The 20087-nt window shown below is 64.4% G+C and carries 19 protein-coding genes; 8 read left to right on the top strand and 11 right to left on the bottom strand.

All coding sequences use genetic code 11. The features are described 5' to 3' along the window. Nucleotides 1-62 precede the first annotated feature (62 nt). From J2X35_RS02500 to J2X35_RS02470, 7 genes are all read left to right on the top strand, one after another. A complete protein-coding gene (locus tag J2X35_RS02500) occupies nt 63-1553 on the top strand; it encodes a replicative DNA helicase (protein WP_056108300.1) in 1491 nt (496 codons plus the stop codon). A 4-nt stretch (nt 1554-1557) separates the two neighbouring features. Continuing rightward, entirely contained in the window at nt 1558-2973 is a 1416-nt protein-coding gene (gene radA / locus J2X35_RS02495; RefSeq protein ID WP_056108298.1) for a DNA repair protein RadA, read from the top strand. Nucleotides 2974-2997: 24 nt separating this feature from the next. Next, nucleotides 2998-3639 (top strand): CvpA family protein, encoded by a 642-nt coding sequence (locus J2X35_RS02490; protein WP_310180738.1) that lies wholly within the window; start codon nt 2998-3000, stop codon nt 3637-3639. An 88-nt stretch (nt 3640-3727) separates the two neighbouring features. After that, on the top strand, nt 3728-5197 hold the full coding sequence (gene purF, locus J2X35_RS02485; RefSeq protein WP_056115271.1) for an amidophosphoribosyltransferase: 1470 nt from the start codon (nt 3728-3730) through the stop codon (nt 5195-5197). Between the two features lie 67 nt (nt 5198-5264). Next, nucleotides 5265-6026 carry an SDR family NAD(P)-dependent oxidoreductase gene (locus J2X35_RS02480; protein WP_310180736.1) on the top strand — a complete coding sequence of 254 codons (762 nt, stop codon included), beginning with the start codon at nt 5265-5267 and terminating at the stop codon, nt 6024-6026. 119 nt (nt 6027-6145) lie between these two features. Further along, nucleotides 6146-6373, top strand: coding sequence for a hypothetical protein (locus J2X35_RS02475; RefSeq protein ID WP_056108290.1), 228 nt, complete (start codon nt 6146-6148; stop codon nt 6371-6373). Nucleotides 6374-6679: 306 nt separating this feature from the next. Beyond that, nucleotides 6680-8908: an AMP-binding protein gene (locus J2X35_RS02470; protein ID WP_310180733.1), complete on the top strand. Its 2229-nt coding sequence runs from the start codon at nt 6680-6682 to the stop codon at nt 8906-8908. A gap of 9 nt (nt 8909-8917) precedes the next feature. On the opposite strand, the gene pssA is transcribed toward J2X35_RS02470, so the two are convergent. The 6 genes from pssA to J2X35_RS02440 form a co-directional block, all read right to left on the bottom strand. Beyond that, nucleotides 8918-9739, bottom strand: a complete 822-nt coding sequence (gene pssA / locus J2X35_RS02465) for a CDP-diacylglycerol--serine O-phosphatidyltransferase (protein WP_310180732.1) — start codon at nt 9737-9739, stop codon at nt 8918-8920. Between the two features lie 4 nt (nt 9740-9743). After that, nucleotides 9744-10457, bottom strand: a complete 714-nt coding sequence (locus J2X35_RS02460; protein ID WP_310183713.1) for a phosphatidylserine decarboxylase — start codon at nt 10455-10457, stop codon at nt 9744-9746. Between the two features lie 96 nt (nt 10458-10553). Beyond that, complete coding sequence (locus tag J2X35_RS02455; RefSeq protein WP_310180731.1) at nt 10554-10928, bottom strand: YciI family protein; 375 nt, start codon at nt 10926-10928, stop codon at nt 10554-10556. Nucleotides 10929-11058: 130 nt separating this feature from the next. After that, entirely contained in the window at nt 11059-12945 is a 1887-nt protein-coding gene (locus tag J2X35_RS02450) for an ABC transporter ATP-binding protein/permease (RefSeq protein ID WP_310180730.1), read from the bottom strand. A gap of 21 nt (nt 12946-12966) precedes the next feature. After that, on the bottom strand, nt 12967-13296 hold the full coding sequence (locus tag J2X35_RS02445; RefSeq protein WP_056108274.1) for a helix-turn-helix transcriptional regulator: 330 nt from the start codon (nt 13294-13296) through the stop codon (nt 12967-12969). Between the two features lie 67 nt (nt 13297-13363). Continuing rightward, nucleotides 13364-14863 carry a LysM peptidoglycan-binding domain-containing protein gene (locus J2X35_RS02440; RefSeq protein ID WP_310180727.1) on the bottom strand — a complete coding sequence of 500 codons (1500 nt, stop codon included), beginning with the start codon at nt 14861-14863 and terminating at the stop codon, nt 13364-13366. A gap of 111 nt (nt 14864-14974) precedes the next feature. Here J2X35_RS02440 and J2X35_RS02435 point away from each other — a divergent pair, with 111 nt between their 5' ends. Then, entirely contained in the window at nt 14975-15586 is a 612-nt protein-coding gene (locus tag J2X35_RS02435) for a TIGR00730 family Rossman fold protein (RefSeq protein ID WP_310180724.1), read from the top strand. Here J2X35_RS02435 and rarD read toward each other — a convergent pair. The 5 genes from rarD to J2X35_RS02410 all read right to left on the bottom strand — a co-directional run bounded on the left by rarD (nt 15570) and on the right by J2X35_RS02410 (nt 20080). Then, a complete protein-coding gene (rarD, locus tag J2X35_RS02430) occupies nt 15570-16493 on the bottom strand; it encodes an EamA family transporter RarD (protein WP_056115267.1) in 924 nt (307 codons plus the stop codon). The two genes, J2X35_RS02435 and rarD, sit on opposite strands and share 17 nt — an antisense overlap. Nucleotides 16494-16594: 101 nt before the next feature. After that, nucleotides 16595-18211, bottom strand: a complete 1617-nt coding sequence (cimA, locus tag J2X35_RS02425; protein ID WP_310180721.1) for a citramalate synthase — start codon at nt 18209-18211, stop codon at nt 16595-16597. Beyond that, nucleotides 18211-19170, bottom strand: coding sequence for a prolyl aminopeptidase (gene pip / locus J2X35_RS02420; protein WP_310180719.1), 960 nt, complete (start codon nt 19168-19170; stop codon nt 18211-18213). The genes cimA and pip overlap by 1 nt, the downstream gene beginning before the upstream one ends. Then, on the bottom strand, nt 19167-19676 hold the full coding sequence (locus J2X35_RS02415; RefSeq protein WP_056108266.1) for a GFA family protein: 510 nt from the start codon (nt 19674-19676) through the stop codon (nt 19167-19169). Before J2X35_RS02415 ends, pip begins: the two co-directional genes overlap by 4 nt. Before the next feature lie 17 nt (nt 19677-19693). Then, complete coding sequence (locus J2X35_RS02410) at nt 19694-20080, bottom strand: VOC family protein (protein WP_310180715.1); 387 nt, start codon at nt 20078-20080, stop codon at nt 19694-19696. Between the last annotated feature and the right edge of the window lie 7 nt (nt 20081-20087).

Genomic DNA, 20087 nt, shown 5'->3' with positions numbered 1-20087 from the left:
AATCTTCACCCATGATTGACCGAGTCTGATACGGCAGGGTCGGGATTATCGACGGGGACGAAATGGCAGAAGCAGCACGCAAATTCGCTACGGCGGAAACACCGCTCTATCGCGAAGCCCCAAACAACATTGAGGCCGAGCAGGCGCTGCTGGGTGCGATGCTGGTCAACAACGACGCCTTCTACCGGGTGTCGGACTTCCTCAAATCCTCGCATTTCTACGAGCCGCTGCATCGCAAGATCTTCGAGGTTTCGGCCGAACTGATCCGCATGGGCAAGATGGCCAATCCGGTGACGATCAAGACTTTTCTGCCGGCTGACGACAAGGTCGGCGAGATGACGGTTTCGCAGTATCTGGCGCGGCTTGCGGCGGAAGCCGTCACCATCATCAACGCCGCCGATTACGGCCGCGCCATCTACGATCTGGCGACGCGCAGGGCGCTGATCACCGTCGGCGAGGACATGGTCAACATCGCCTACGATGCGCCGGTCGACATGTCGCCGTCGGAGCAGATCGAGGATGCCGAGCGGCGGCTGTTCGAGCTGGCCGAGACGGGCCGCTACGACGGCGGCTTCGAAAGTTTCACCGATGCGGTCAAGACCGCGGTCGATATGGCCAACGCCGCCTATATGCGTGACGGCCATCTGTCCGGCGTCGCCACCGGCCTGCGCGACCTCGACCGCCGCATGGGCGGCCTGCAGTCATCCGATCTTGTCGTGCTTGCCGGACGCCCGGGCATGGGCAAGACGTCGCTTGCCACCAACATCGCCTTCAACATCGCCGAATCCTACGTGCCGGCGCAGCAGGCGGACGGGTCCTTCAAGGCGGCCAATGGCGGCGTCGTCGGCTTCTTCTCGCTCGAAATGTCGTCCGAGCAGCTCGCCACCCGTATCATTTCCGAGCAGACGGAAATCCCCTCCTCGAAAATCCGCCGAGGCGAAATCTCCGAGATGGATTTCGAGAAGCTGGTCGCCTGCTCGCAGACCATGCAGAAGCTGCCGCTGTTCATCGACCAGACCGGCGGCATCTCCATCGCGCAGCTTGCGGCGCGGGCGCGGCGGCTGAAGCGCCAGCGCGGCCTCGACGTCATCGTCATCGACTATATCCAGCTCATGACGGGGTCCTCCAAGGCTTCCAGCCAGAACCGCGTGCAGGAGATCACCGAGATCACCACCGGCTTGAAAGCGCTGGCCAAGGAACTCAGCGTGCCGATCATCGCGCTGTCGCAGCTGTCACGCCAGGTCGAAAGCCGCGACGACAAGCGCCCCCAGCTTTCGGACTTGCGCGAATCGGGCTCCATCGAGCAGGACGCCGACGTGGTGCTGTTTGTGTTCCGCGAGGAATATTACCTCAAGAACAGGGAGCCCAAGCCCGGCACTGACGAATACATCAAGTGGGAAACCGAGATGAACGAGATGCGCGGCAAAGCCGAGGTCATCGTCGCCAAGCAGCGCCACGGGCCAACCGGGACCGTCAGCCTCGCCTTCCAGGGCGAGTTCACCCGGTTCTCCGATCTGGCGGAAGACCAGCATCTGCCGGAGAGGTTCGAGTAGGCGCTTGGCCAAGTCCCGTGTCCAGTTCATCTGCCAGAGTTGCGGCGCCGTTCACCAGCGCTGGGCCGGCAAATGCGATGCGTGCGGCGAGTGGAACACGCTTGTCGAGGAAGGAACGGCGGGCGGCATCGGCTCGGGGCCGGCCTCGACGCGCAATGCCCGCAAAGGTCGCGCCGTGGCGCTCACCACGCTTTCCGGCGACATCGAGGATGCGCCGCGCATTGTGTCGGGCATCGGCGAACTCGACCGGGCGACGGGCGGCGGCTTCGTGCGCGGGTCGGCGCTGCTCGTCGGCGGCGATCCCGGCATCGGCAAGTCGACGCTTCTGACACAAGCGGCCGCCGCCCTGGCGATGAAGGGCCACCGTGTCGTCTATGTTTCCGGCGAGGAAGCCGTGGCGCAGATCCGGCTGCGGGCGCAGAGACTTGGCGCTGCCGCATCTCCAGTCGAACTGGCTGCCGAAACCAATGTCGAGGACATACTGGCGACGATCGCCGACGGTCGGCGCCCGGACCTCGTCATCCTCGATTCGATCCAGACGCTATGGACGGACATGGCCGATTCGGCGCCCGGTACGGTCACGCAGGTGCGCGCCGCCGCGCAGGCGATGATCCGCTACGCCAAATCGACGGGTGCTGCGATCGTGCTCGTGGGCCATGTGACCAAGGAAGGCCAGATCGCGGGGCCGCGCGTGGTCGAGCATATGGTCGATGCCGTGCTCTATTTCGAGGGCGAAGGCGGACACCACTACCGTATCCTGCGCACGGTCAAGAACCGCTTTGGCCCGACCGACGAGATCGGCGTCTTCGAGATGTCGGACAAGGGCCTGCGCGAGGTGGCGAATCCCTCCGAGCTCTTCCTCGGCGAACGCCACGCCAAGGCGCCCGGCGCCGCCGTGTTCGCCGGCATGGAAGGCACGCGGCCGGTGCTGGTGGAAATCCAGGCCCTGGTCGCGCCCTCCTCGCTCGGCACGCCGCGCCGCGCGGTCGTCGGCTGGGATGGGGCACGCCTGTCGATGATCCTCGCCGTTCTCGAATCGCATTGCGGCGTTCGATTTGGCCAGCACGACGTCTATCTCAATGTCGCGGGTGGTTATCGGATTACCGAGCCGGCTGCCGACCTGGCGGTGGCGGCTGCCCTTGTTTCCTCGCTTACCGGACTTGCCCTTCCCGCCGATTGCGTCTATTTCGGCGAAATCAGCCTGTCGGGCGCCGTGAGGCCGGTTGCGCATGCGCAGCAGCGTCTCAAGGAGGCCGAAAAACTTGGTTTCGGAAGCGCGGTCCTGCCTTTGGGCAATCCAAAAGGCGGCGAGGAAAATGCCGGGGGTATCGGGGCCGGCGCTTTTCAACCCACCGAGCTGTCCGATCTCGTGGCGCGCATTGCCGGCTCCCGCCGCAGCCGCGCCGTTGAGGAAAATTGATTCGGCTCATCATGGAGTGGGGACATGCCGATTACGCTGCTTGACGGAATTCTGGTCGGCTTCACCCTGGTGTCGGCAATGCTGGCCATGGTGCGCGGCTTCTCCCGCGAAGTGCTTTCCATCGCCTCGTGGGCGGCGGCGGCGGTGGCGGCCTTCTTCTTCTACAAGCCGGTGCTGCCGTTCGTGCAGCCCTATATCGACAACGAAAAGCTCGCCATGGCGGCGGCGGCCGCGATCGTCTTCGTCATCGCGCTGATCGTCGTCACCGTCATCACCATGAAGATTGCCGACTGGATCATCGACAGCCGCGTCGGCGCGCTCGACCGGACGCTGGGCTTCCTCTACGGCGCCGCGCGCGGCATTCTGGTCGTGGCTGTCGGCCTGCTGTTCTTCAACTGGCTTGCCGGCGAACGGGCTCCTGGCTGGGTGGCGAACGCCAAGTCCAAGCCGTTGCTCGAATCGGTCGGCACCTGGCTGGAAAGCATCCTGCCGGAAGACCCGGAAAACGCTATCCTGAACAGGCTCAATCCGGAACAGCCCGCGACCGGGACAGACACCACGCCGCCGGCTGCTGACGAAGGTACGGCCCCCGATCCGGGAACCGCGCCGGCCGGACAGCCCCCGGCAGGCACAGCCCCGGCCGAAACGCCGCCGGCAAATAACTGACGATCATGTGAACTGACCGTCGTCGCGCGTTGCTTTCGGCAAGCTCTCGCCTTATATGGCCTTTTTAGCGGACGAGAGGCTTCAGGCCATGGCAGACGCAGGCGACGTGCTTTCCGCGGAAGCAGACGACCATTTCCATGACGAGTGCGGTGTGTTCGGCATCTTCGGACGCCAGGACGCGGCGGCTATCGTCACACTCGGGCTGCACGCGCTGCAGCATCGCGGCCAGGAGGCGGCGGGTATCGTCTCCTATGACGGGACCCAGTTCCATGTCGAGCGGCATGTCGGGCTGATCGGCGATACCTTTACCAAGCAGGCGGTGCTGGACCGCCTGCCGGGCACACGCTCCATCGGCCATACACGCTACGCCACCACCGGCGGCGCAGGCTTGCGCAACATCCAGCCCTTCTTCGCCGAACTGGCGGATGGCGGCTTTGCCGTCGCCCACAACGGCAATCTCACCAACGCCATGACGGTGCAGCGCACCCTGCAGAAGCAGGGCGCGATCTTCTCGTCCACTTCGGACACGGAAACGCTTCTTCACCTCGTCGCCACCAGCAAGGAACGCGACCTCAACGCGCGTTTCATCGACGCCGTGCGCCAGGTGGAAGGTGCGTTCTCGCTGGTGGCGCTGTCGTCGAAGAAAATGATCGGCTGCCGCGATCCGCTCGGCATCCGGCCATTGGTGCTGGGCGATCTCGACGGCGCCTGGATCCTCGCATCCGAGACCTGCGCGCTCGACATCATCGGCGCGCGCTTCGTGCGCGACGTGAAGCCCGGCGAAATGGTCGTCGTCACGGCCAAGGGCATCGAAAGCTATTTTCCTTTCGAGCCCCAGAAAACCCGATTCTGCATTTTCGAATATGTCTATTTCGCCCGGCCCGATTCTTCGGTCGAAGGACGCAATGTCTATGACGTGCGCAAGCGCATCGGCGCTGAACTTTCCCGCGAGAGCCCCTGCGACGCCGACATTGTCGTGCCCGTGCCCGATTCCGGCACCCCGGCGGCAATCGGCTTTTCGCAGGAAGCCGGCATTCCTTTCGAGCTTGGCATCATCCGCAACCACTATGTCGGCCGCACCTTCATCCAGCCCGGCGATTCGATCCGCCACATGGGCGTCAAGCTGAAGCACAACGCCAACCGCCGGATGATCGAAGGCAAGCGCGTCGTGCTGGTGGACGACAGCATCGTGCGCGGCACCACCAGCCAGAAGATCGTGCAGATGGTGCGCGACGCCGGCGCCAGGGAAGTGCACATGCGCATCGCCTCGCCGCCGACGCGCGCCTCGTGCTTCTACGGCGTCGATACTCCGGAAAAATCGAAGCTGCTCGCCTCGCGCATGTCGATCGAGGAGATGGCGGAATTCATCCGGGTCGATTCGCTCGGTTTCCTGTCGATCGAAGGCCTTTATCGCGCCGTCGGGGAAGAAACCCGCGACGATCAGCAGCCGCAGTTCTGCGATGCCTGCTTTACCGGCCAGTATCCCACCCGGCTTGCCGATTTCGACGGCGCCGACAATGTCCGCACCCTGTCCCTGTTGGCGGCCGGCGGATCGTAATTCAATTGACTTCATCAAGGCTCCGGGCTGCATGCCACCCGGAGTGACTTCCCGAGACGAGAAACCAATGACCGCTGCTCCCGATCTTACCGGCCGCATCGCCATCGTGACCGGTGCGTCACGCGGCATCGGCTATTTCATCGCCAAGCAGATGGCGGCGGCGGGCGCGCATGTGGTGGCGGTGGCCCGCACGGTCGGCGGGCTCGAGGAACTGGACGACGAGATCAAGGCCGAGCGTGCAAGGACCGGCAAGGGCGACGCCACGCTGGTGCCGCTCGACCTCACGGACATGGGCGGCGTCGACCGGCTGGGCGGCGCCATCCATGAGCGCTGGGGCCGGCTCGACATTCTTGTCGCCAATGCCGGCGTACTCGGCACCATCTCGCCCATCGGGCACGTCGAAGCCAAGGTATTTGACAAGGTGATGGCCGTGAACGTCACCTCGACATGGCGGCTGATCCGTTCGGTCGATCCGCTGCTGCGCCTGTCGGACGCCGGCCGCGCCATCATCATTTCATCCGGCGCCGCTCATTCGGCGCGCGCCTTCTGGGGGCCTTACGCAGCCTCGAAGGCGGCAGTGGAGGCCTTGATGCGTTCCTGGGCGCACGAAACGGAGAGCCTGCCGCTGCGGGTGAACGCGGTCGACCCCGGTGCCACGCGCACCGCCATGCGGGCGCAGGCGATGCCCGGGGAAAACCCGGAAACGCTGCCGCATCCTACCGAGGTCGCCGAGCGCATCCTGCCGCTGGCAAGCTCCGGGCTGACGCAGACCGGCATGATCTTCCAGGCCAAGCACAATCGTTGGGTTTCCTACCAGCAACCGGCATGACCGGTCCGCGACAATGTGAATGTGGCATGGCGATCGCACCAGCAGTGCCGCTTCCGTACAGCGGCAAGGCTTGGTAGTTTCATCCGATTCTCCCCTCTTTCATATGCGAGGAATTTTCCATGTCATCGACCATCACACTGGTCTGGTATCTGATCGTCGCCAGCCCGCAGGGCGGCATGGTGGTGCTGCCCAGCACCTTCGACACGCGCGAGCAGTGCGATTCGGCAATCGTGGAATATCAGAAGAAGCCAGCACCCTCCGGCTGGCAGGTTCAGTGCGTTCCCAGCGCATCGCCCTATGTGGACGATCTCGGCGCCGAGGACCAACCTGAACAGCCGGCCCAGTAAAACCGATCTGGCTGGGTGGCCGAAAAAAGATTTGATAAAATTCGGTCTGTCACGGAACCTTCGCGGGGCCGGCGCATTATGGCAGCGACGGGCTATCCCCAAGTCCCCCCAAACCCCTCAGCCCGTCCCCCTCCAAGCCGACCGTAAGGTCGGCTTTTTCTTTGCCGCCAGGAAACTTCCGGCAACGGCCACCCGTGGCAGGAGGGGTGGCAAACATCACCGACGTCCGCATTGACCTTGACCGAACATCGTCTAGGTTCTTGCGGACCGGCATCGGGAGCCGAGAGCAGCTGGGAGGAAGCCGCATTGATCCTGACACTGGCACTGCTTGCGGGTCTCGCCGGCGCCTGGATAGCCATCGGTCTGTTCGAGAAATTCCGCCTCGGGCTCGGCCTCGCCCAGGCAATGCTCTACGTGCCGTTCAAGCTCGCCTACCGGATTTCAGACAGCCGCATGAAGGTGGCGCGATCGGCCGACGCGCCGGTCATCTACGTCATCACGCATCGTTCCCGGCTCGACCCGGCGCTGATGCTGTCGCTGCTGCCCGAGGATACGCTGCACATACTCGACGAGCGTTCCGCCCGCTCCATGATGCTGGAGCCGTGGCGCGAACTGGCGCGGACCATAGCCTTCAATGCCGAGCACGTCTTCGTCAGCCGCCGGCTGGTGCGCACGCTGAGGGGCAAGGGCCGGCTTGCCGTCTACATTCCGGAAGCGGTGGAGCCGGATGTGAAATCCTTCCGTCTCTACCGTGCCGTGGCCCGCATCGCCCTGCAGGCGGAAGCGCGGGTCGTTCCGATCTTCATCGGTGGCGCGGACGCCCTGCCCCGTGCGCTTGCCCCTGCCGGCCGGATGCCAAGCCGATGGTTTCCGCAGCTTACGATCAGCGTGCTGGAGCCGATGACGGTTCCTGAACTGCTTGCCCTCGGCGGCGAACAGGCAAGCACCCGCAGCAACGCGCTGTTCGACCGCATGGCTGAGGTTCGTCTCGCCGCGACCAGTTCGAAGCTAAGCCTCTTCGAGGCAGTGCTCGCAGCCTCCGACCGGGTCGGCGCATCGCATCCGATCGTCGAGGATGTGGTGACCGGGTCGCTGAGCTACCGCAAGCTCTTCATCGGCGCCCGCATCTTCGGCAAGCGGTTCGAAAAACTGACAGCGCCCGGCGAGGCCGTCGGCGTGCTTTTGCCGAACACCAACGGCGCGGTGGTTTCGCTGCTTGGCCTGAGCTCCGCCGGCCGCGTGGCCGCGATGATCAACTACACCGCCGGTCCCGGCAGCGTGACGTCGGCCATACGGACGGCGCTTATCCGCACGGTGGTTTCGTCGCGGGCGTTCATCGAGAAGGCCGATCTCGCCGACATCGTCCAGGCGGTGGAGGCCGCCGGCGCCAAGTTCCTGTGGCTGGAGGATCTGCGTCCCTCGGTGACAGCCGTCGAGAAGCTGGCGGCCGCGGTCTTGTGGCGCTGGCCGCTGGCCGGGCAGGACGCCGCGAAGCCTGCTGTCATCCTGTTCACGTCGGGCTCCGAAGGCACGCCCAAGGCCGTGGTGCTGTCGCACCGCAACCTCGTCGCCAACGCCATGCAGGCGGAAGCACGCATCACCATATCGCCGGCGGACACGCTGCTGAACGTGCTGCCGATGTTCCACTCCTTCGGCCTGACCGGCGGCACCATCCTGCCGCTGGTAACGGGCGTCAAGTTGTTCCTCTATCCCTCGCCGCTGCACTACAAGATCATCCCCGAGATCGCGCGGAAGATCGGGCCCACGATCATGTTCGGCACCGATACGTTCCTTGCCAACTACGCACGCACGGCCAAGGATGGCGACTTTTCCAGCCTGCGCTTCGTGGTGGCCGGCGCGGAAGCCGTAAAGCCCGAAACGCGGCGGGTCTGGCGGGACCGCTTCCAGGCCGAGATCATTGAGGGTTTCGGCCTCACCGAGGCCGCGCCGGTGGTTTCCGTCAACACCGCCATCCACAACAGGGACGGCACGGTCGGGCGGCCGCTGCCCGGCATCCGCACCAGGCTGGAACCGGTCGAAGGCATAGAAGGCGCCGGACAGCTCTGGCTTTCAGGTCCCAACATGATGATCGGCTACATGACCGCGGACCGGCCCGGCGAACTGCAGCCCCTGGCCGAGAAATGGCATGACACGGGCGACATCGTCGCCATCGACAAGGACGGTTTCATCACCATCCGCGGCCGCGCCAAGCGCTTCGCCAAGATCGCCGGCGAAATGGTGTCGCTCGGCGCCGTCGAAATGCTGGTGCAGTCGCTGTGGCCCGAGCAACATCATGCCGCCGTCGCCGTTCCCGACAAGCGGCGCGGCGAACGCATCGTGCTCGTTACCACGGCGGACGAAGCGAACCCGGAACAGTTGCGCAAGTTCGGCAAGACGCACGGCGCTGCCGAACTCATGGTGCCGAACGACATCGTCAAGGTGAAGCAGATTCCGCTGCTGGGATCGGGCAAGACCGACTATGTGTCGGCCCGCAAACTGGCGCTCGATCATCTGGGGCTGGGCGCAGCCGCCTGACGTCAGAGCCTAAGCCGCGCTGTCGACATCCGGCGGTAAAGCCGCCTCGCCTTCCTTCTTGGCCCGCTTCGAGTAGGCCCTGACGCTGAACGGCAGGAACACCAGATAGGCCGCCACGGATGCCGTCAGCGTGTGCCAGGGATAGCTGACCAGCAGCAGGAAATAGAGCACGACGGCCAGGATGACGAGCAGGACGCGATCGCCCGGAATCTTGAGGCTCTTGCCCGAGTATACAGGCAGCCGGCTGACCAGCAGGAATGCCACCAGAATGGTGAAGGCGACGGCGATAAACGCCAGCGGCCGGGAAGGCTCGACGCCGAGGAACGCCAGATAGAGCGGCAGCATGACCAGCACCGCGCCTGCGGGAGCCGGCACGCCGACAAAATAATCGACCTGCCAGGCGGGCCTGTCGACCTGTTCGTCCAGGACGTTGAAGCGGGCGAGCCGCATACCGCACGCGATGGCGAAGAGGAGCGCTGCGATCCAGCCCGGCGACCCGGCGCGATCGAGCAGGTAGGCATAGAGGACGAGCGCCGGCGCGACACCGAAATTGACGATATCGGCCAGCGAATCCATCTGCGCCCCGAATTTCGAGGTCGCCTTGAGCAACCGCGCAAGACGTCCGTCGATGCCATCGAGGAATGCGGCAAGCAGAACCATGACGACGGCAGTCTCGAACCTGCCTTCAAAGCCGAAGCGGATGCCGGACAGGCCGGCGCAGATCGCCAGCACTGTGATCAGGTTCGGGAACATCATGCGCAGCGGGATTTCACGAATGCGTGGCCCGCCTTGGCCATGAGGTTCGAACTTCTTGAACGGGGCGCCTGCCATCGGCTTACGACACGCGCACCAGCGGCGCTGTCGCGACACCGCCGAATTCGGCGATCACCGTTTCGCCCGCTATCGCCGTCTGGCCGATTGCGACACGCGGCACGGCGCCTGTCGGCAGGTAGACATCGACGCGCGAACCGAAACGGATCAGCCCGAAGCGTTCGCCGATGGAGAGCGTGCCGCCCATGTCGGCCCAGCAAACGATGCGGCGGGCGACCAGACCGGCGATCTGCACGGCGGCGACGGTTCCGTTCGGGCTGTCGATGACGATGCCGTTGCGTTCGTTCTCGGCGCTGGCCTTGTCCAGTTCCGCGTTGAGGAACTTGCCGGGACGATGCTCGATGCGGCTGACGCGGCCACGCACCGGCGCGCGGTTCACATGGCAGGCGAAGACGTTCATGAACACCGAGATGCGCGTCATCTCCGCGGCACCCAGCCCGAGTTCGCGCGGCGGCACCGCCGGCCCGACCGCCGAGACAACGCCATCGGCGGGGCTCACGACCAGCCGGTCGTCAACAGGCGTCACGCGTTCCGGATCGCGAAAGAAATAGACGCACCAGACCGTCAGGATCAGGCCGATCCAGAACAGCGTCGATGAAAAATAACCGAGCACAAGCGTCACCGCCGCGAACGCGGCAATGAACGGATACCCCTCGCGGTGGATCGGAACGAACGTATTCTTGACCGTATCGACGAGGTTCATAGGGCTGATTTGCAGCTCCGTTTCGGCTCGGGCCTCTCTATCGGAAAGTCGGGCCAGCCGCAACGCACCATTGTGCCAGCTGGCGGCCTCTTTGCCGCACTAGCGAGCGCCTCAGCTTGGCGAAAGCGGCGCTCCCGGAAGATAGAGCGTGACCGGGCGGATTTCATAGACCGCCGTCGGGTTGACGCGGCGCAGGTCGCGGGCGATCTGAACCGCTTCCTCGGGCGATGCGCAATCGACCACGTAAAAGCCGAGAAGCTGTTCCTTGGTTTCTGCAAACGGGCCGTCGGTGACCGTGCCGGCACCCGGTCCGCGCAAGGTCAAGGCGTGGCCGGTCAAATCCAGTCGGCCGGCCGGGCCCAGACGGCCCTCCTCGGTCAGGCGGTTGTTGATTTCGAGCAGGTCGGCCATGACCTCGGCATCTTCCTGCGAAGACCAGGAGGCGACCGCATCTTCTTCATGATAGGCGAGAATAGCAAAATACATGCGGCAGGTCCCTCCGGATTGCGCACCCCCAGCCTGACGATCATGCCAGCCAAGGCATGGCGGCTGCCTCTGCATGGCAGCCGGTCCGGCAACTTACAGCAAGTTTGGCATAAATCGAGACCAGGCCGGTTTAGTCCACCTCCGCCGTGCGCCGGCGCACCACGACGCCAAGCTCGTCGGATTCGCGCGCGATGCGCAGGCGCTCTTCCGCCTCCGTCGCTTCGCGCTGGCGATCCCACATGGATGCGTAGAGCCCGCGCTTTTTCATCAGCGCGGCGTGCGTGCCGCGTTCGGCGATCTGGCCGTCCTGCAGCACGATGATCTCGTCGGCGGAAATGACCGTCGATAGCCGGTGGGCGATGACGATGGTGGTGCGGCCCTTGCTGACGAGATCGAGCGCCGCCTGGATTTCCTGCTCGGTGTGGCTGTCGAGCGCCGAAGTCGCCTCATCGAGGATCAGGATCGGGGGCGCCTTCAGAATGGTGCGGGCAATCGCCACGCGCTGCTTTTCGCCGCCCGACAGCTTCAACCCGCGCTCGCCGACCATGGTCTTGTAGCCATCCGGCAGGCGCTCGATGAAGGTGCCGATCTGGGCGAGCTCGGCCGCCTTCTGCACCTCGTCCTCGCCCGCGCCGGTGCGGCCGTAGCTTATGTTGTAGCGGATCGTGTCGTTGAACAGCACGGTGTCCTGCGGCACCATGCCGATGGCCGCGCGCAGGCTTTCCTGCGTTACATCGCGGATATCCTGCCCGTCGATCAGCACCTCGCCGCTCTGGATGTCGTAGAAGCGGAACAGCAGCCGCGAGATGGTAGATTTTCCGGCGCCGGAAGGGCCGACGATGGCGACCGTCTTGCCGGCCGGAACCTCGAAGGAAATGCCTTTCAGGATCTGCCGGTTCGGGTCGTAGGCGAAATGCACGTCGCGGAACTCGACCTTGCCCGAGGCGACGGCGAGCGGCCTGGCGTCCGGCTTGTCCAGAACTTCCTGCTGGACATCCAGCAGGTCGAACATCTGTTCGATATCGGTCAGGCCCTGGCGGATTTCCCGGTAAACGAAGCCGATGAAGTTCAGCGGCACCGAAAGCTGCACCATCAACGCATTGACGAAGACGAAGTCGCCGACGGTCTGCGTTCCGGCCTGCACTTCCAGCGCCGACATGACCATGATGATGGTGGTGCCGAGGCCGAAAATGACGCCCTGGCCGAAGTTCAGCCAGCCGAGCGAGGTCCAGATGCGGGTGGCGGCGGTCTCGTAGCGGGCCATGGAGCGGTCGAAGCGCGCGGCTTCCATTGCCTCGTTGCCGAAATATTTCACAGTTTCGTAGTTGAGCAGCGAATCGATCGCCTTGGTGTTGGCGTCGGTATCGCTGTCGTTCATGTCGCGGCGGATGGTAATGCGCCAGTCGCTGGCCCGAATGGTGAACCAGATGTAGAGCCAGACGGTGATCGCCACCACCGCCACGTATTTCCAGCCATAGGTGAAAGCGAAGATGCCCGCCGTCAGCGCGAACTCGAGCACCGTCGGCAATGTATTGAGTACGGTGAAACGGACGATCGTCTCGATGCCCTTGGTGCCGCGCTCGATGACGCGCGACAGGCCCCCGGTGCGACGTTCCAGATGAAAGCGCAGCGAAAGCTGGTGCATATGCACGAAGCTGCGGTGCGCCAGCTGGCGAACGGCATATTGGCCGACGCGGGCGAACAGGGCATCGCGAAGCTGGTTGAAGCCGAGTTGCACAAGGCGCACGACATTGTAGGCCACGACCAGCATGACCGGCGCCAAAAGAATCGCCGGCAGCGGTGGCGTGTATTTGGCGTCACCCGCCAGCGCATCGGTCGACCATTTGAAGAAGTATGGCGCGATGACCAGCGTCAGCTTGGCGACGACCAGCAGGACCGTCGCCCAGATGACGCGGGCGCGCAGATCGGCGCGGTCCGCCGGCCACATGTAGGGCCAGAGGTTGCGCAGGGTTTGCAGGGTCGAGCCGGATTCGGCGGAAACGGTCTTGTCAGCCAATTTGAAATGCCTTGCGAAGTGTCAGCAGCAGGATCGGCAGGACGCCGCGAGGTCGGCAACGGCGCGGGAAACGTTATCGAGCGCTTCATGGTCCACGGAATAGAGCGAGCGCTGGCCGTCCGCCGAATACCGCACCAGCCCGGCCGCGACCAGCATCTTCAGATGCTGCGAGACGGTGGACTGCGCCAGATCGAGATGCGCCACCACATCGCGGCAGCAGCAGGAATTGCTGGCGGCAAGCCGTTTGAGGATTTCCAGACGTGCCGGGTGCGCCAGCGCAGCCAGCTTCGAGGCCATCGCCTGGTCGGCCCGGCGCGGCGACGAAACCTCGTTGAGTAGAGCAATATTCATCGTTTATCGGCGATAAACGATGAAGGCGCCTTTTGCAAGCGGCGACGGCAATATTGCCGCGATCGGCTTACCGGATCGTCGCCTGCTCGCCCATCGCCTTCATGTCGGCCGCCTCGCCCTCGCTCGACTTTTCCGGAACCTTGAAAATCTGGCCCGGCCAAATGCGGTCGGGATCGCTGATCTGCTCCTGATTGGCGAGGTAGATGGTCGAGTAGCGAATGCCATGGCCGTAGATCCGCCGCGAAATGCGCCACAGATTGTCGCCGCGCCGGATGATGACGGCGCCGTCGGCATGCTGGAGCTTTGGCGCGGTGGTCTCCGCCGGTTGCGTTGGCGTTGCTGACGCAATGTCCGCAGGTTTTTCAGCTGCCGTCCCGGCCGATTGACCAGTTGGCGCAGTTGCCGGCTGGTTCGCGGCGGGTGGGCTCGCCGCGGCCACATCGCCGGCCGGCTGCGCCGGCTTGGCTTCGGCACCGGCAGCGTTCCCGGACTGGCTCGTTCCGGCGTCGGCGGCTTGCGGTTCGGTCGCCTGTTGGCCCGGCTGCGGCTGAGCAGGCGCGACAGCGGCGATGGATTCGCCCGGCTCGCGCTCGAACGGAACCGCCGCGCGGGCAATGACCTTGCCGCTGCCGTCCAGCGCATCGACGCGGACCGTGTAGTTGCCGACCGGCAGGTCACGCAAAGCTTCGACGAGGAAATGCCCATCCGGCGAAGTCAGCGCATCGCCCAGAAGAATGTCGCTGGCATAGGCGCGCACCTTGCTGCCCGGCGCGGCGGTGCCGGCGACGAACACCTTGCCGCCGTCGATTTCAACGGCTTCGACTGCAATCTTCGCCGCATCGGCAACGGGCTTGGCGGGATCGGCGCTTGCCATGGCAGGCGCGGCGGTCTGTGCGGAGGGAGCGGACGGCGTTGCGGGCGCGGCTGCGGTGCCTGCGGGCTGCGCGGGCTTTTCCGAGTCCGGCTTGGCAGCCTCCGGCACAGTGAGCAGCTCGGAAGGCTTGCCGGCTTCCTCGACCATGGCCAGAACCTGGCCGTCGGCCTTGTCCGGGATGGAAACAACCGCAGTCTGCGCGGAGTTCGCCGTCTCATTGGCCGCGCTGGTCGACCGCAGCGTCAGTTGATAGTCGCCAGGCTTGAGCGGGTCATCGAGCACCACCGTGAAGGCGCCCTCGGGGCCGGCGGTGGCCGTGCCGATGACAGCCGAGCCGTTCAGGATTTCCACCTTGGCATTGGGCGCTGCCTTGCCGGCAACGACCAGCGAGCCGTCGCCTTCCGCGCGCACCACATCGAAGCTCGGCGCGGCTGAAGCGGCGGCGGCCGGTGGGGCTGCCGGGGTTTCAGGTGTTACCGGAGCCTTGGCATCCGCTGCGGGTGCTTGCCCCTCAGGCAGGTTTGGCGGCGGCGTAGGCGTTGCGGTAGAGCCCGGCGACGGAAGCGCGGCGACCTGCGCGGGCGGCGCAGGTTTCAGCAGCGGATCGAGCGCGCCGGAAACATACGCCACACCGGCGACGGCGACCACGCCTGCGCCAGCAAACAACAATGTCTGTACTGGTTTGATTGCCATTTTTATCGTTCCCCTTGCCCCAATGCGGGTCTAGCTTGTTTTGCCGAAAGCGACAAGAAAAAGCCCTTTCAGGCTTGACCGCCGCCGCCTGCCCCATCACCAATCATGCCCATGAACACGATTCGATCCGTCTGCGTTTACTGCGGCTCGTCTCCCGGCCACGACGACGTCTATATCGAAGCCGCTCACATACTGGGCCGATCGCTTGCCCGTAATGGTCTTCGTCTGGTCTACGGCGCCGGCACCAAGGGCATCATGGGCGCGGTTGCCGATGGCGCGTTGCGGGCGGGCGGCAAGGTCATGGGCATCATTCCCGGCTTCCTGATCAACCGCGAAGCCAGCGGCTCGGCGCTCGACCGGCTCGACGAACTCGTCATCACCAAGAACATGCACGAGCGCAAACACAGGATGTTCGAAGAATCCGACGCCTTTGTGGCGCTGCCGGGCGGCATCGGCACCGTGGAAGAGGTCATAGAGATCCTGACCTGGGCGCAACTGGGCCATCACCGCAAGCCGGTGGTGTTCGGCAATGTCCGTGGATTCTGGAATCCGATGATCGCGCTGATGGATCATATGGCGGCGGAAGGGTTCATCCACACCGCCAATCGCGTCAAGCCGCTGGTCGTCGACAATCCGGAGGCGATCGTCGCCGCCATACTGACGGCAGGCGCCGCCGCCGATGCGCCGACGGAAGGCGAAGCCTCGGTTATCGAGAAACTGTAGCCGCCGCGCTGCGGCCGCCCGACAGCATCGACCACGAATAGACCGCCAGCGCTGCCCAGATTAGCGCAAAGGCGATGCCCTTCTCGGTCGAGAACGGCTCGTGGAAGACGAACACCGCGACCAGGAAGATCATCGTCGGCGCCAGGTACTGCATGATAGCGATGGTCGACAGCCTGAGCAGCTTCGCGCCGTTGGCATAGAGGATGAGCGGGATGGCGGTGACCAGGCCGGAACTCATCAGCAGCCAGATGTCCGACACGCTCTGATCGCCGAAATGACCGGCGCCGGTTGCCTCGAGCCAAACGATGTAACCCAGCGCCGGAACGGCGAGGATCAGCACTTCAAGGAAAAAACCCTGCGACGGCCCAACCGGCACGGTCTTCTTGAGCAGGGCGTAGAAGCCCCAGGTAAAGGTCAGCGCCACCGCCACCCAAGGCAGCCCGCCGTTCTCCCAGGTGAGGACCGCTACGGCCAGCGCCGCGAGCGCAATGGCCACAAGCTGCGCCCGGGTCGGGCGCTCACCGAGCAGAACCGCGCCGAGAAAAACACTGAACAGCGGGTTGATGTAGTAGCCGAGCGCGGTTTCCAGCGCGCGGTCGGCCGCGATAGCCCACACATAGACACACCAGTTCGCGGTGATCATGGCCGCCGTCAGCGCGACCATGGCCAAGGTGCGAGGCGTACGCAGCGCCACCTTGATGTCGCCGGTGCGCCCCAGCCACAGGAGCACGACCCCGGCGACCGGAAGCGACCAGATGACCCGGTGCGCCACCACTTCGAGCGACGGGATATGCGCGACAGCTTTCATGTAGAAGGGCAGGAATCCCCACAAGAAATAGGCCGACACCGCAAACACGAAGCCGCGCCGGGCAGATTTGTCGTTTTCTGGAGCTGGTTCGGCGGACATCGCAGCGGTATGAGCCGTTCGAAGGCCTAAAGCCACGTCAAACATCGCATGGTTCAACGGAGTTTTGCCAATGGCCCAAGCCGACATGCCGGCGCAGCCGGCTATTCGGCCGCTACCAATCCGGCCATTTCGCGGTTCTTCATCAGCTTGTAGACGATGGAGTCCATCAAGGCCTGGAAAGAGGCGTCGATGATGTTGTCGGAGACGCCGACCGTCCACCAGCGCGCGCCGGTCGCATCGTGCGATTCGATCAGCACCCGTGTTATCGCCTCGGTGCCGCCATTGAGGATACGCACCTTGTAGTCGGCCAGTTCGAGATCCGCGATCTCGCTTTGGTATTTGCCCAGATCCTTGCGCAGCGCGATGTCGAGCGCGTTCACCGGGCCATGGCCCTCGGCGACCGACATTTTCTCCTCGCCATCGACCAGCACCTTGACGATCGCCTCGGATACGGTCCGCAACTGGCCGTTGGCGTCGAAGCGACGCTCAATCATGCAGCGGAACGAGGTGACGCTGAAGAATTCCGGAACGCCTGTCAGCATCCGGCGCGCCAGCAGTTCGAAGCTCGCGTCGGCGCCTTCATAGGCATAGCCCTCCGCCTCGCGCTCCTTGACCACGGAAATCAGCGCATCCAGCCGGTGATCGTCACGCGGTACGTCGATGCCGCGTCGCTTCAACTCGGCGACGAAATTGGCCTTGCCGCCCTGATCCGAGACCATGACGCGGCGGCGGTTGCCCACCGATTCCGGCGGCACATGCTCATAGGTGGCCGGGTCCTTGGCCAGAGCGGAGGCATGGATGCCGGCCTTCGTAGCGAAGGCGGATGCGCCGACATAGGGCGACTGGATTTCCGGCGCCCGGTTGAGAAGCTCGTCGAAGGCACGCGACAGGCGCGAGATACCGGCAAGTTGTTCCGCTGAAATGCCGGTTTCGAAGCGATCGGCGAAAGCAGGCTTCAGCATCAGGGTGGGAATGAGCGTGATCAGGTTTGCATTGCCGCAGCGCTCGCCGATGCCGTTCAGCGTGCCCTGGATCTGCCGCACGCCAGCCTCCACCGCGGCCAGCGAATTGGCGACGGCCTGCCCGGTATCGTCATGGGCGTGAATGCCCAAACGGTCGCCGGGAATGCCGCTGGCAACGACCTTGGCGACGATGGCGCGCACTTCCGAGGGCTGGGTGCCGCCATTGGTGTCGCACAGGACGACCCAGCGGGCGCCGGCTTCATAGGCAGCCCTGGCGCAGGCAAGCGCATAGTCGGGATTGGCCTTGAACCCGTCGAAGAAATGCTCGCAGTCGACCATCGCCTCCTTGGAAGCGCCCCGCGCCGCCTCCACCGAAGCCTGGATCGCCTCGAGGTTTTCCTCATTGGTGCAGCCCAGCGCGACGCGGACATGGTAGTCCCAGCTTTTGGCGACGTAGCAGATCGCATCCGATGCCGACCGCAGCAGCGCCGCGAGGCCGGGATCGTTGGAAGCCGAAACGCCAGCACGCTTGGTCATGCCGAAGGCGACAAACTTCGAGCGCTGCGTGCGCTTTTCGGCGAAGAAAGCAGTGTCCGTCGGATTCGCACCCGGATACCCGCCCTCGACATAGTCGATGCCGGATTCATCGAGCATCTTGGCGATAGCGATCTTGTCCTCGACGGAAAAATCGATGCCCGGCGTCTGCTGGCCGTCCCGCAGAGTGGTGTCGAAAAGATAGAGGCGTTCCCGGACCATCATGATTTGCCTGCAAACTTGTCCGTCGCGCGGATCAGCCGGTCGAGTATGCCCGGTTCCGAATAAGCATGGCCGGCGCCTTCGATGAGGTGGAACTCGGCCCTCGGCCAGGCTTTGTGCAGCGCCCACGCATATCTGGCCGGACACGGCATGTCGTAACGGCCGTGGACGATGACGCCGGGAATGTCCTTCAGCTTGCCGGCATCGCACAGCAACTGCCCCTCTTCCAGCCAGCCGGCATGGACGAAAAAGTGGTTCTCGATGCGAGCGAAGGCGAGCGCGTAGTCTTCCTCTTCAAACGCATCGCTGGTGGCCGGATCGGGCAGCAGCGTGATGGTCTCGCCTTCCCAGCGGCTCCATGCGCGCGCCGCCTCGATCTGCGCCTTGCGGTCGTCGCCGACGAGGCGCTTGCGATAGGCGGCCATCATGTCGCCCCGCTCGCCTTCCGGGATCGGCGCGATGAAACGCTCCCATTTGTCGGGAAACATCTCGGACACGCCGAACTGATAGTACCATTCGAGCTCGGCGCGGGTCAGCGTGTAGATGCCGCGCACCACGAGTTCGCTGACGCGATCAGGGTGGGTTTCCGAATAGGCGAGCGCCAGCGTCGATCCCCAGGAGCCGCCGAAAACAAGCCATCTGTCGAAACCGGCCATCTCCCGCAGCTTTTCCATGTCGGCGACGAGGTGCCAGGTGGTGTTGGCGTCGAGCGAGGCATTGGGCGTGGACTTGCCGCAGCCGCGCTGGTCGAAGAGGATGACATCGTAGAGCTTCGGATCGAAGAGCCGCCGGTGCTTCGGCGAGATCGTGCCGCCCGGACCGCCATGCAGGAACACCGCCGGCTTGGCGCCTTTGGTGCCGCAGCGCTCCCAATAGATGCTGTGTCCGTCGCCGACATCCAGCATGCCGCTGTCGAACGGTTCGGTTTCTGGATAGAGGGTTCGTAACTGATCTGTCATTTCGATCTGGCCTTGTGCGAACGGTCCGCTGGCGGCCATTCGTCCGTGTCGTGGTCGGGGTGCTGATAGGAGACGAGATCAGCCAGGAACGGCGCGGTTTCGATGTCTGCCATCGTTTCTTCAGCAGGGAGCGATGGTACACCGTCCACATAGGGAAGTTTCGCCTCGACGCCCCACTGGATGACGGGAGCGATTTCTTCCGGCTTGTCGAAGCTGGCGATGGTCAGCGCCATGCCATCCGGCGCCTCATAGGTCAGCGGCGTACCGCAATCGCCGCAGAATCCGCGATCGACATGGTTCGAGGAGTGGAAGCGCCGGCGTTCGCCGCGCGTCCATTCCACCTTGGCCTCGCGCACGGAAACCAGCGGCATGTAAAAACTGCCGGACGCCTTCTGGCACATGCGGCAATGACAGACTGAGCCCTCGCCAAGCGTGCCTTCGACGCGGAAGCGCACGGCACCGCACTGGCACCCCCCTGTATAAACCGGCCTGTTGTCGAGGCTCATCGTGCTTTCCGTCCGTCCTATTCGGGCTTGTGGCAAACGGCTTCGATGTTGTTGCCGTCAGGGTCGAGGACGAATGCTCCATAGTAATCGGGATGGTAGTGCGCGCGGATGCCGGGCTTGGCGTTGTCACGGCCTCCGGCAGCGATCGCCGCGGCGTGAAAGGCATCGACATCGGCCCGCCTGTTGGCGGTGAACGCGTAGTGGCGTCCGCTTTCCCCGGCCTGGCCCGTTTCGCGCAGCCAGAACACCGGCCGCTCACGGCCATAGCCGCCGACCTTCATGCCGCCTGTATGTTCCGGCGGAACCATAAAAAGGAGCGAACCCCCGAGCGGCGCCGTGGCACGGTCGTAGAACGCCTTTGCCCTGTCGAAATCCGCGACTGGTATGCCTGTGTGGTCAATCATGGACATC

It is taken from the genome of Mesorhizobium sp. BE184 (assembly GCF_031457045.1).
Lineage (GTDB): Bacteria > Pseudomonadota > Alphaproteobacteria > Rhizobiales > Rhizobiaceae > Mesorhizobium.
Note: the sequence above shows the minus strand (reverse complement) of the source record. Positions and strands in the feature narration are given on the sequence as shown.

Bases quoted from the DNA above. Each gene is read 5' to 3' on its own strand.
- J2X35_RS02435 (WP_310180724.1), top strand. From the start codon at position 14,975: ATGAACACGATTCGATCCGTCTGCGTTTACTGCGGCTCGTCTCCCGGC.
- pip (WP_310180719.1), bottom strand. From the start codon at position 19,170: ATGACAGATCAGTTACGAACCCTCTATCCAGAAACCGAACCGTTCGAC.
- cimA (WP_310180721.1), bottom strand. From the start codon at position 18,211: ATGGTCCGGGAACGCCTCTATCTTTTCGACACCACTCTGCGGGACGGC.
- J2X35_RS02415 (WP_056108266.1), bottom strand. From the start codon at position 19,676: ATGAGCCTCGACAACAGGCCGGTTTATACAGGGGGGTGCCAGTGCGGT.
- J2X35_RS02440 (WP_310180727.1), bottom strand. From the start codon at position 14,863: ATGGCAATCAAACCAGTACAGACATTGTTGTTTGCTGGCGCAGGCGTG.
- J2X35_RS02480 (WP_310180736.1), top strand. From the start codon at position 5,265: ATGACCGCTGCTCCCGATCTTACCGGCCGCATCGCCATCGTGACCGGT.
- J2X35_RS02445 (WP_056108274.1), bottom strand. From the start codon at position 13,296: ATGAATATTGCTCTACTCAACGAGGTTTCGTCGCCGCGCCGGGCCGAC.
- rarD (WP_056115267.1), bottom strand. From the start codon at position 16,493: ATGTCCGCCGAACCAGCTCCAGAAAACGACAAATCTGCCCGGCGCGGC.
- J2X35_RS02455 (WP_310180731.1), bottom strand. From the start codon at position 10,928: ATGTATTTTGCTATTCTCGCCTATCATGAAGAAGATGCGGTCGCCTCC.
- pssA (WP_310180732.1), bottom strand. From the start codon at position 9,739: ATGGCAGGCGCCCCGTTCAAGAAGTTCGAACCTCATGGCCAAGGCGGG.
- purF (WP_056115271.1), top strand. From the start codon at position 3,728: ATGGCAGACGCAGGCGACGTGCTTTCCGCGGAAGCAGACGACCATTTC.
- J2X35_RS02490 (WP_310180738.1), top strand. From the start codon at position 2,998: ATGCCGATTACGCTGCTTGACGGAATTCTGGTCGGCTTCACCCTGGTG.
- J2X35_RS02410 (WP_310180715.1), bottom strand. From the start codon at position 20,080: ATGATTGACCACACAGGCATACCAGTCGCGGATTTCGACAGGGCAAAG.
- J2X35_RS02500 (WP_056108300.1), top strand. From the start codon at position 63: ATGGCAGAAGCAGCACGCAAATTCGCTACGGCGGAAACACCGCTCTAT.
- J2X35_RS02475 (WP_056108290.1), top strand. From the start codon at position 6,146: ATGTCATCGACCATCACACTGGTCTGGTATCTGATCGTCGCCAGCCCG.